The organism is Yoonia sp. (genome assembly GCF_036770585.1).
Taxonomy (GTDB): Bacteria; Pseudomonadota; Alphaproteobacteria; order Rhodobacterales; family Rhodobacteraceae; genus Yoonia.
Genome location: NZ_DAIPIW010000080.1, coordinates 1 through 10,926, shown reverse-complemented (window position 1 = coordinate 10,926; position 10,926 = coordinate 1). Strand labels below are relative to the sequence as shown.

Annotated in this window: 10 protein-coding genes and 1 riboswitch; of the genes, 3 read left to right on the top strand and 7 right to left on the bottom strand. The window is 62.0% G+C overall.

Annotated features, from left to right (window positions below):
• Positions 1 to 279 precede the first annotated feature (279 nt).
• Complete coding sequence (msrQ, locus tag V7N12_RS12105; RefSeq protein ID WP_333714848.1) at positions 280 to 924, bottom strand: protein-methionine-sulfoxide reductase heme-binding subunit MsrQ; 645 nt, start codon at positions 922 to 924, stop codon at positions 280 to 282.
• The gene (msrP, locus tag V7N12_RS12100; RefSeq protein ID WP_333714847.1) at positions 924 to 1,820 is read right to left on the bottom strand and encodes a protein-methionine-sulfoxide reductase catalytic subunit MsrP; all 897 of its coding nucleotides are present in this window, start codon (positions 1,818 to 1,820) and stop codon (positions 924 to 926) included. Before msrP ends, msrQ begins: the two co-directional genes overlap by 1 nt.
• Before the next feature lie 278 nt (positions 1,821 to 2,098).
• On the opposite strand from msrP, the gene V7N12_RS12095 reads away from it, so the two are divergent.
• Positions 2,099 to 2,578, top strand: a complete 480-nt coding sequence (locus V7N12_RS12095) for a fasciclin domain-containing protein (RefSeq protein ID WP_333714845.1) — start codon at positions 2,099 to 2,101, stop codon at positions 2,576 to 2,578.
• Positions 2,579 to 2,628: 50 nt separating this feature from the next.
• On the opposite strand, the gene V7N12_RS12090 is transcribed toward V7N12_RS12095, so the two are convergent.
• The gene (locus tag V7N12_RS12090; RefSeq protein WP_333714844.1) at positions 2,629 to 3,240 is read right to left on the bottom strand and encodes a YitT family protein; all 612 of its coding nucleotides are present in this window, start codon (positions 3,238 to 3,240) and stop codon (positions 2,629 to 2,631) included.
• Between the two features lie 89 nt (positions 3,241 to 3,329).
• The gene (gene clpB, locus V7N12_RS12085; protein ID WP_333714843.1) at positions 3,330 to 5,942 is read right to left on the bottom strand and encodes an ATP-dependent chaperone ClpB; all 2,613 of its coding nucleotides are present in this window, start codon (positions 5,940 to 5,942) and stop codon (positions 3,330 to 3,332) included.
• A 170-nt stretch (positions 5,943 to 6,112) separates the two neighbouring features.
• Here clpB and pyrF point away from each other — a divergent pair, with 170 nt between their 5' ends.
• The gene (gene pyrF / locus V7N12_RS12080) at positions 6,113 to 6,835 is read left to right on the top strand and encodes an orotidine-5'-phosphate decarboxylase (RefSeq protein ID WP_333714842.1); all 723 of its coding nucleotides are present in this window, start codon (positions 6,113 to 6,115) and stop codon (positions 6,833 to 6,835) included.
• Here the strand turns inward: pyrF and V7N12_RS12075 are convergent.
• Genes V7N12_RS12075 through V7N12_RS12065 form a run of 3 tightly spaced genes read right to left on the bottom strand, consistent with a single transcriptional unit; the run spans position 6,832 to position 9,293 of the window.
• Complete coding sequence (locus V7N12_RS12075) at positions 6,832 to 7,107, bottom strand: NfeD family protein (protein WP_333714841.1); 276 nt, start codon at positions 7,105 to 7,107, stop codon at positions 6,832 to 6,834. The two genes, pyrF and V7N12_RS12075, sit on opposite strands and share 4 nt — an antisense overlap.
• A complete protein-coding gene (locus V7N12_RS12070) occupies positions 7,104 to 7,994 on the bottom strand; it encodes an SPFH domain-containing protein (RefSeq protein ID WP_333714840.1) in 891 nt (296 codons plus the stop codon). The genes V7N12_RS12075 and V7N12_RS12070 overlap by 4 nt, the downstream gene beginning before the upstream one ends.
• Positions 7,995 to 8,042: 48 nt before the next feature.
• A complete protein-coding gene (locus V7N12_RS12065) occupies positions 8,043 to 9,293 on the bottom strand; it encodes a D-amino acid dehydrogenase (protein ID WP_333714838.1) in 1,251 nt (416 codons plus the stop codon).
• A 119-nt stretch (positions 9,294 to 9,412) separates the two neighbouring features.
• Positions 9,413 to 9,510, bottom strand: a riboswitch (glycine riboswitch).
• A 112-nt stretch (positions 9,511 to 9,622) separates the two neighbouring features.
• Between V7N12_RS12065 and V7N12_RS12060 the strand changes: the two genes are divergently transcribed.
• The gene (locus V7N12_RS12060; RefSeq protein ID WP_333714837.1) at positions 9,623 to 10,876 is read left to right on the top strand and encodes a DNA polymerase IV; all 1,254 of its coding nucleotides are present in this window, start codon (positions 9,623 to 9,625) and stop codon (positions 10,874 to 10,876) included.
• Positions 10,877 to 10,926: the final 50 nt, after the last annotated feature.

The window sequence follows — 10,926 nt, the reverse complement described above, 5'->3', positions numbered from 1 at the left end:
AGCCCGTCTAGCGTCCCAACAGCACCTCAGCGCCGCCAGTGAAGGGGGTTCTACGTCCAGTGCATGAAACCCGCAACCCCTTTTTTTTACAAAAGTGCAATTTTTCTGGTCAGGACGATTTTCCATGTATTTTGAGGGGGTTGGGGAAATTTCAGGGTGGCTGAAGGACCCGCTTGCGCAATTTTCTTAGGCGGTTTGGAAACGGTGCCACCACATATGGGGGGGCCCATGGCGCGAGGCACTAGCAGGGATCGGACATTCGCCCCTGGGCGCCCGGAATCAGCCTGTCCGGACCGACTCACGCGGCGATGCGGGCTGCCGTTTCCGCCCCAAATCCACGTAACGCAACGCCACCAGGCCGAGGATCACCAACAGATAGATGATCGGCTCGAGCTGGAAGCCCTTCACCAGCCACAGATAGTGCAGCGCGGCGAAGATCGCGGCGGGATAGGTCAGCTTGTGCAGCTTGCGCCAGGTCGCGGCCCCCAGACGCCGGACAGAGAGGTTGTTCGAGGTGATCGCCAACGGAATCAACAGAACAAAGGACAACATGCCGACCGTCACGTAGGGCCGCTTGACGATCTCGGTCCAGACACGTTCGAGGGACTGCACATCGAGGATCGCGAAAACCAGAAAATGCGCCAGCACGAAGAAAAAGGCCGTCACCCCGATGGCGCGCCGGAACTTGATCAGGTTGAGACCGGTCCATTTGCGCAAGGGCGTCACCAGCAGCCCCAGCACAAGCAGTTTCAGCGCGATTTCGCCATAGGACCGTTCCAGCACATTGATCGGCTCGACCAGATAGGGGCCAAGCTGGTTCAGGGCGCGCCAGAATTCCCAGACCGCATAGGCGGCACCGGCGACGTAGATCAGCCATGCCGGGACCTTGCGCAGACCGCCATTCAGTTTGCCTGCGACATCCATCAGTAGAACTCGGTCAGATCCATGCCCTCATAGAGGCTCGCCACTTCGGGGTAGCCGTTGAACATCAGTGTATCCTGCCGCGCGGCGAAAAGGCCGCCACCGACCCGGCGCTCGGTCGCCTGAGACCAGCGCGGGTGATCGACGTTGGGGTTCACGTTACTATAGAAGCCGTATTCGCGCGCATTGGCCTTGTTCCAGCTGGTCGGCGGTTCGCGGTCCGTCAGGGTGATCCGGACGATCGACTTGATCGATTTGAAGCCATACTTCCAAGGCACGACCAGCCGGATCGGCGCGCCGTTCTGATTGTAGATCGGTTCGTCATAGATCCCGGTCGCCATGATCGTCAGGGGGTGCATCGCCTCATCAAGGCGCAGGCCTTCGACATAGGGAAAGTCGAGAACGCGGCGCTGCACGCCGATCATGTTCTCGGGCTGGACCACGGTTTCGAAAGCCACGTAGCGCGCACCCGACTGGACGCCGACCTTGTTCAGGATATCGGCCAGTTCGATGCCGTTCCACGGGATCACCATCGACCAGGCCTCGACGCAGCGGAAGCGGTAGAGGCGATCCTCGACGCTGAGGCCCGCCAGCAGATCATCCAGCGCATAATCACCCGGCCGGTCGACCATGCCGTCGAGCTTGATCGACCATGGCGCGGTCACCAGCTTGTGCGCGTTCTGGGCCGGATCGTTCTTGCCGGTGCCGAATTCGTAGAAGTTGTTGTAGCTGGTGATTTCTTCCAGCGTGTTCGGTTCCAGCCCCTGCGCCCGCGCGCTGCCCGCCAGACCGATCGCGCCCAAGCCCATCGTGCCGGCCAGAATTTGACGGCGGTTCAGATAAGCGGCCTTGGGCGTCACATCGGCCATCGTCAGATCGTTCTTCCAGCGGTATGCCATCGGGTGTCTCCGTTTCTTGTCTTTGACCATCATATAGGGGGAATTGTCTGAAAGGTGTGTCACGTTCCTGACAGCGCGTGAAATGTGTCTCGAAGTGGCCGATTTCTTCACGATCACTCACACAAGAGTGACTGGAAGTTCAATCGCGGCGCGGCTTAGGAATTTTCGCGATCACGTCAAGTCCGGTGGATGATTTTTCCCCTGTCATCCAGTCTCTGTCTGCTCCGTAGAAAACAACATGCCGCCAAAGGCATTGATGAAAACTTAGGAGATACTTGATGCTTCGTAGAACGTTTCTCGCCACGACCGTCGCCGCGACCCTGGGCACTTCGGCCTTCGCCGGTGGCCACGCAAAGGACATCGTCGACACCGCCGTCGATGCGGGCAGCTTTACAACGCTTGTCGCCGCAGTAGAGGCCGCAGGTCTGGTCGATACGCTGAAGGGTGAAGGCCCGTTCACCGTCTTCGCACCAACGGATGAGGCCTTCGCCGCACTGCCCGAAGGCACGGTAGAGGCCCTGCTGGCCGACCCCGAGGCACTGGCCGCGATCCTGACCTACCACGTGGTCGCAGGCAAAGTGATGTCGACCGACCTGTCGGATGGCATGATGGCCCCGACCGTGAACGGTGCTGACATCACCATCGGCACAATGGGCGGTGTGACCGTGAATGGCGCGAATGTCGTCACGGCCGACATCGAAGCCACCAACGGTGTGATCCACGTCATCGACGCTGTGATCCTGCCACCAGAAGGCTAAGACCTACTGACGGTTCAAACCGAAGCCCCGACCATCCGGTCGGGGCTTTTTCATGTGGCGATATAGCGGTCGCGCCGGTGGTTGATGGCGATGATCAGGTTCAGCACCACCGCGCCGAGAAGCGAGTAAAGCACCACCCAAGCTGGGAAGAGCAGGAAAGCCACGCTGAAGACCACGCCATCGAAGATCAGCTGCACCCAGCCCGCGCGGAAACCCGTTGTGTCCTGGATCAGCAAAGCGACGACGCCAAGACCGCCAAGCGATCCGTTGTGCCGGAACAGCGCCAGCAGCGCGATGCCGGTCAGGGCACCAAAAGTCACGGCACCCAGCGCCGGATCGAGATAGGAAAAGACCATACCCTCGGGGATGACCTCGGTCATCACGGACAGGGCGGTCACGGATGCAAGTGACTTCAACGTGAATTCCACCCCCAACCTGCGCCAAGCAAGCGCGTAGAACGGCAGGTTGATGAGAAAGAACATCAGCCCAAAGGAATATCCCGTCAGATAGGATGCGATGACCGCGACGCCCGCTGTCTGGCCTGTGATCAGGCCGACGGTTGTCAGCAGATGCACACCGATGCCCGCCAGAAAGACCCCCAGAGAAATCCCCTGAAGGTCATCAAGCCATGTGTGTCCGGTCTCTGCGCGGGGTTCTGCCATGACCTTGCTTATAGGACAGAATGGCTGACCTACAAGCCTCGAAACGAAAAAGGGGCGCCCGATGACGCCCCTTTTCCTGTGGTGCCCAATTAGTGGACAACCACCGATTCAGGTGGCTGCCGGTTGCTGGTCGACACGCGGTCGCCGACGATCAACCCGTCGGCCCCGGCGCTGACCTTGATCCTGTCGCCGTCCATCACATCACCGGCGAGGATCATCTCGGCCAGTTGATCCTGCAACGCACGCTGGATCACCCGCTTGAGCGGACGGGCCCCGAAGACCGGGTCATAGCCCTCGTCCGCCAGCCACCTGAGCGCGGCGTCATCCAGATCGAGGTGGATGTTCCGTCCCGCCAGACGCCTTTCCAGCCGCGCAAGTTGGATCGTGACGATCCCTGCCATATCCTCACGCGCCAGACGGTCGAAGATGATCGTTTCGTCCAGACGGTTCAGGAACTCGGGCCGGAAGTGCGCACGCACCGCGTCCATCACATCGCGCTTGGCTTGCGAAGGGTCAGCGCCGTCAGGCAGTTGGCTGAGCGATTGCGCCCCAAGGTTCGACGTCAGGATGATCAGCGTCTGCTTGAAGTCCACGGTGCGGCCCTGACCGTCAGTCAGCACACCGTCATCGAGAACCTGCAACAGGACGTTGAACACATCGGGATGCGCCTTTTCGACCTCGTCGAACAGGACGACCTGATAGGGACGCCGCCGCACGGCCTCGGTCAGGACACCGCCTTCGTCATAGCCGACATAGCCCGGAGGCGCGCCGATCAGTCGGGCGACGGCGTGTTTCTCCATGAATTCGGACATGTCGATGCGGACCATCGCGCTGTCATCATCAAAGAGATATTCCGCCACGGCCTTGGTCAGCTCGGTCTTGCCGACACCTGTCGGCCCCAAAAAGAGGAACGACCCCAGCGGGCGGTTCTCGTCATTGAGACCCGCACGGGCCCGGCGCACGGCGTTGGATACGGCCCGCATCGCGGCCTTTTGGCCGATGACGCGCTTGCCCAACTGCTCTTCCATCTTCAGCAGCTTATCCCGTTCGCCTTCCAGCATCTTCGAGGTCGGGATACCGGTCCAACGCTCGACCACTTCGGCGATCTGTTCGGGGCGCACGGCCTCTTCGACCATCAGATCGTCGGTGCCTTCAGCCTCGGCCAGTTGGCGTTCAAGCTGGGGGATCACGCCATAGGACAGCTCGCCCGCTTTCGCGAGATTGCCTTCACGCTTGGCGATATCCAGATCGGCGCGGGCGCGGTCCAGCTTTTCCTTCACCACACGGGTGCCTTCCAGCTTGTCGCGTTCGGCCTGCCATTTCGCGGTCATTTCCGATCCGCGATCCTGCAGGTCGGCCAGTTCCTTTTCCAGCTTGGCCAGACGGTCCTTCGAGGCCTTGTCGTCCTCTTTCTTCAGCGCCTCGGCCTCGATCTGCAATTGCAGGATCTGGCGGTCGAGCGCGTCGAGTTCCTCGGGCTTGCTGTCCACTTCCATGCGCAGACGGCTTGCGGCCTCGTCCACAAGGTCGATGGCCTTGTCGGGCAGAAAACGGTCGGTGATGTAGCGGTGCGACAGCGTCGCCGCAGCCACAAGGGCCGAGTCGGAAATACGGACGCCGTGATGCAACTCGTATTTTTCCTTGATCCCGCGCAGGATGCTGACGGTATCGGTCACGGTCGGTTCCTCGACCATCAAGGGCTGGAACCGGCGGGCAAGGGCTGCGTCCTTTTCGACATACTTGCGGTATTCGTCCAAGGTCGTCGCACCGATACAATGCAGCTCGCCCCGGGCCAATGCGGGCTTGATCAGGTTGGCGGCATCCATCGCACCATCCGACTTGCCGGCACCGACCAGCGTGTGCATTTCGTCGATGAACAGGATGATTTCGCCCGCCGCGGCCTCGATTTCCTTCAGGACCGCCTTCAGGCGTTCCTCGAATTCACCGCGATATTTCGCACCGGCGATCAGGGCACCCATGTCGAGCGCCATCAGCCGCTTGTTGCGCAAGGACTCTGGCACGTCGCCATCGACGATGCGCAGCGCCAGACCTTCGGCAATCGCGGTCTTGCCGACACCGGGTTCCCCGATCAGAACGGGGTTGTTCTTGGTGCGGCGGGACAAGACCTGCATGGCACGGCGGATTTCCTCGTCACGGCCGATGATCGGGTCGATCTTGCCTAACTCGGCGGCCTCGGTCAGGTCGCGGGCGTATTTTGACAAGGCTTCAAAGCTGTCCTCGGCGGTGGCACTGTCGGCAGTGCGGCCCTTGCGGATATCGTTGATGGCGGCATTCAGCGTCTGCGGCGTCACGCCACCGGCATCAAGCGCATCCTTGGCCCTGGATTTGACCAGCGCCAGCGCCGTCAGCAGGCGTTCGACGGGCACAAAGCTGTCACCGGCCTTTTTGGCGATGCCTTCGGCCTCGGCGATGACCTTGGCCATCGTATTGTCGAGATAGACCTGTGCCGCATCGCCGCTGACCTTGGGCAGCTTGGTCAGCGTCGCATCGACGTTCATCCGCACGGCCTGGACATTCCCGCCCGCGCGGGTGATCAGGTTGGACGCCAACCCTTCTTCATCGTCCATCAGTGCTTTCAGCAGGTGTTCAGGGGCCAGCCGCTGGTGGCTTTCCCGCATTGCGATCGTCTGGGCGGCCTGAATAAAGCCGCGCGACCGCTCGGTGAACTTGTCCAAGTTCATGGGTCTCTCCTTTGTCAAGCGCCCGATTGATGCATGCCCGCTTGGCGGCACATGGCGTGGTGGGCCTCGGCTGATAAATGGGGTCGCTGCGGGCCTTCCGCAAGACTTGTGCCTTGTCTGAAACGCACCTCTTCGCTAGACCGCCGCAAACCACAAGACAGGAGCACCCCATGCCCGATGACCGCCTGATAGTCGCGATGGATGTGCCGAACGTCCTTGAGGGGCTGGATCTGGCTAAGGCACTTGGCGACAGCGTCGGTTTCTACAAGATCGGGCTGGGGATGCTGACAGGTGGCGGGCTGGCGCTGGCCAATGAACTGAAGCAGGAACACGGCAAACGCATCTTCCTTGACATGAAGTTCTTCGACATCGGCGCAACGGTCGAGGCGGCGGTGCGCGGGGTGGCGCAGTTCGATCTGGATTTCCTGACCGTGCATGGTGACCCCCACGTGGTGCGCGCCGCGCGCGAGGGCGCGGGGGGGTCGGATATGAAGATCCTCGCCGTGACGATCCTGACATCGCTTGACCGCGCCGATCTGGATGCCTCTTGCATCAAGGCGGGCGATGTTGCCGATCTGGTGCAGGAACGCGCGGGGATCGCCCTGTCGAGCGGGGCGGATGGCGTGATCTGTTCACCGCAAGAGGCCGCGATGGTCCGCGCCCTGCCCGAGGCTTCCGGCAAGCTGATCGTCACCCCCGGTGTGCGGCCTGCCGGGGCCGATCTCGGTGACCAGAAGCGGGTGATGACCCCTGCGCAGGCAATTGCAGCGGGCGCGGATCACGTCGTTGTCGGCCGCCCGATCTGGAAAGCCGCCGATCCGCGCAAGGCCGCGCTCGAGATACAGGCAGAGCTTGCCTCACCCCAGGCGATCTCTCCGAACCGCCGGGCTTAGTTGTCGTTGATATCGGTGTCCCAGGTCTTGACCTGCCCTTTCGGCAGGGCGAAGACGCGCCGCATCACAAGCACCGCCGCCAGCGAAATGACGGCGAAGACCACCAGCGTCAGGGCCAGTCCGGAAGCGCTGAGGCCGAAAAGCATCAAAAGGCCCATGACCCCCGCCCCCACCGCAAAGCCAAGGAACAGGTAGCCGGGGATGATCACCTCGAGCGTGGCCAGCAGCAGCGCCAGCGTCATCCACGCCCACCATTGCATCCACAAGATCATGCGCCACGCCCCCTGAGCATCTTGAAGGCATCGGCAAAGGCATCCACCGCATTGGCGGGCAGAACCACGGTCTGGCTGCCGGTGCCGTCACCCAGTTTGGTCAGGGCCTCGACCTGCTTCAGCGCGACCTGATACTGCGCCGCCTCCAGACCGTTTTCGGCGATGGCGACCGCGACCACCTGTGTGGCATAGGCCTCGGCGTCGGCAAGCACGCGGCGCGCCTTGGCTTCCTGTTCGGCGGCATAGAGATCGGCGTCGGCCTGCAATTCGACCGCGCGTTTCTTGCCCTCGGCCTCGGTCACCTGTGCACGGCGGGCGCGTTCGGCGTTCAACTGTTGCAGCATCGCCTGACGGGTCGCCTGATCGAGATTGACGTCGAGGATTTCCGCACGGGTCACCTCGATCCCCCAGTCGTCGACCTGCTGGGCGACCTGTTCGCGCACGGCGGCAATCAGGGTCGAGCGGTTGGCCTGCACCTGATCCAGTTCCATCCGGCCGATTTCGGACCGGACGATACCGGCGACAGTGGTCGAGATCGCCCCGTCTACGTCCCGGATCCGGTAGACCGTCTTTTCAGGCTCGATGATCCGGTAGAAAACCGAAGTTTCGACCTGCACAAGCACGTTGTCCGAGGTGATCGCATCCTGCTGGTTGGCGGGCAACTGACGTTCGAGGACCGAGACCTTGTGCCGGACACTGTCCAGAAACGGCACGATGAAGTTGATCCCGGGTCCAAGAACGGAATGCAGCCGCCCCAGCCGTTCCACGACGTATTTTTCGGACTGGGGGACAATCCGTACACCGGCGAACACGACGACGACGACAAAGACTGCCAGCGAGACGAAGACGATGTTCTGTCCAATGAACTCGGTTACGACTTGCTCCATCAGAGTTCCACTTTCGATTGATCAGGTTGCGTGGAACGTAGGAAACGTTCAGACCGTTTTCAATTTATGCTGCGGCAGACCATACGTTTTCTGATGCCCGAGGCGCGATTGTATCGTCCCTGCAACGATATCGGCCGTCGCGGCGGACAAAGTCCATCCCAGATGCCCATGGCCGGTGTTGTAGAACACCCGCGCATCGCGACCCGCCCCGACACGGGGCATCATGTTCGGCATCATCGGCCGCAGACCCGCCCAAGGCACACAGCTTTCGGTGCTGACACCGGGGAAATGCGTTTCGCACCAGTCGACCAGCGGCTTGACGCGGTCGGCGCGGATATCGCGGTTCTCGCCGTTGAACTCGGCGGTGCCTGCGATGCGGAACCGGTCCTTGCCAAGGCGCGAGGTGACGATCTTGGCCTTGTCGTCCAGCAGCGACACGGTCGGCGCCGCCGCCTGCGAGGCGGCATCATGCAGGTTGACGGTAATCGAGTAGCCCTTCACCGGATAGACGTTCACGCGGTCGCCCAGCATTCTGGCGAAATGACGCGATGCCACCCCCGCCGAGACGACAACCGCGTCGAAACGCCCCTCTGAACGGGCGCGGAGGGTCACACCCTCGGCGTCAGTGCGGACGTCGGTGACGGGATGTCCCATCTCGAAGCGGACGCCTTGGGTTTTCAGCCACGCGGCCAGACCGAAGGTGAATTTGTGGATGTCACCGGTGCTGTCGCTTTCGGTCCAGAAGCCGCCCAGCACGTCACCCCGCAGGGCGGGCTCTTTGGCAAGCGTTTCTGCGGCGGTCAGTTCCTGACGGTGCAGGCCGCCTTGCGCCAGAAGGCCGGTCACGCGGCGGGCATGATCGAAGTCCCGCCGGGACTTGTAGAAATGCAGGATGCCCGCAGGCGTCCAGTCGAAATCGACACCGGATCGTTCGGCCATGTCCATCAGACCGGCGCGAGCCGTCACGGCCAGACGGGCTGTTTCGACTGTATTCGCCCTGTAGTTGGGGATATTGGCCAGAAATTCCGCCATCCAGCTGAACTTGTGCCAGCTTGGGCGCGGGTTCACCGACAAGGGCGCATCGCTTTGCAACATCCATTTGATGCCCTTGATCACCGTCGACCACTGGTTCCAGACCTCGGCATTCGAGGCCGAAAGCTGGCCGCCATTGGCAAAGCTGGTTTCCATCGCGGCATAACGCTGACGGTCGAATACGGTCACATCGTAACCGCGCTGGGACAGGGAATAGGCAGTGGTGACACCGGTGATACCGGCACCGAGAACAGCAATCGAGGGCATGGTACATCTCCAACCATGTGCGCTTTCGCGCTGCCCCCACCGTCTGCTGTGCCTGAGAGTTTCACCCGGCAAGGGTTTGCTCCTTCGGCGGGCCGCTCAAGGCCACTCTTCGGCGTTTTGCACCCCAACCGGTCCTTTTGCCTGAGAGTGACCGGGGCGGTTGCTCCTTCGGCGATGGACCTTGCGACGAAAGACCATTCTCTCCCGGTCGGCGTGTTTCCTATGGGAAACTCCATAGAGGAACCTACGCGCAAAGCAACCGAAAATGACATGTCCTAGCGCGCAATCGCGCGATTGTGCCGTCGCGGTCCCACTTCTATTGTCTGGCCATGCCCGCCCTGTGCCGCGATTGCCTGACGACCTTCGACAGCGAGACCCGCTGCCCCAAGTGTCGCAGCCCGCGCGTGACCCGCCACCCCGAGCTTTTCGACTTGTCCATCGCCCATATGGATTGCGACGCTTTCTATGCCAGCGTCGAAAAGCGCGACAATCCGGCCATCGCGGACAAACCCGTGATCATCGGCGGCGGGCGGCGCGGGGTTGTCTCGACCGCCTGCTATGTGGCGCGGATCAAGGGGGTGAAGTCCGCCATGCCGATGTTTCAGGCGCTCAAGCTCTGCCCCGAGGCGGTGGTCGTGCGCCCCAATTTTGATGCCTATGTCGAAGCCTCGAAGGCGATCCGCCAGATGATGGACGACCTGACGCCGGTGGTCGAACCCCTGTCACTGGACGAGGCTTTCATGGACCTGACCGGCACCGCGCGCCTGCACCACGCGCCACCCGCCGTGATGCTGGCGCGGCTGGTCAAACGGATGAAGGACGAATTGGGGCTGACCGGATCGATCGGGCTGAGCCACAACAAGTTTCTGGCCAAGGTCGCCTCGGACCTCGACAAGCCGCGCGGGTTCTCGGTGATCGGCAAGGCTGAAACCACTGCCTTCCTGCGTCCCAGGTCCGTCCGCCTGATCTGGGGGATCGGCCCGGCCGCGCAACAAAGCCTCGAAGCGGCGGGCATCCGCACCTTCGACGATCTTCTGCGCTGGGACAGGCGCGACCTGCACCAGCGGTTCGGCGGTATGGGAGAGAGGCTCTATTCCCTTGCGCGGGGCGAGGACGGGCGGCGCATCTCGTCGCATGCACCGGTCAAGACCCTGTCCAACGAAACCACCTTCAACGAGGATACCAGCGATCCCGATATCCTTGACGGGCATATCTGGCGCATGGCCGAAAAGGTCAGCGCAAGGGCCAAGGCCAAGGACAAGGCAGGGCGCGTGGTGCAGTTGAAGCTGAAGACGCATGACTTCAGACTGATCTCGAAACGGCAAAGCCTGCATCACCCGACACAGATCGCCGATACGATCTATCGCACCGCGCGGGGGCTGTTCGATCAGGTGGGCAATCGCGGGCCCTACCGTTTGCTGGGTGTGGGCCTGTCCGAGATCACGTCCGACACCGACGCCGACCGCGAAGGCGACCTGCTGGACCCCGACGCCGGCAAACGGGCCGAGGCCGAAAGGGCAGCGGACAGGATCAGGGCCAGGTTCGGCAAGGACGCGATCATCAAGGGCCGCGCCCTGCGCTAGGCCACCGACTCATAAACCTTCAACCAGATACGTGTTGCAGCGAGTTTGAC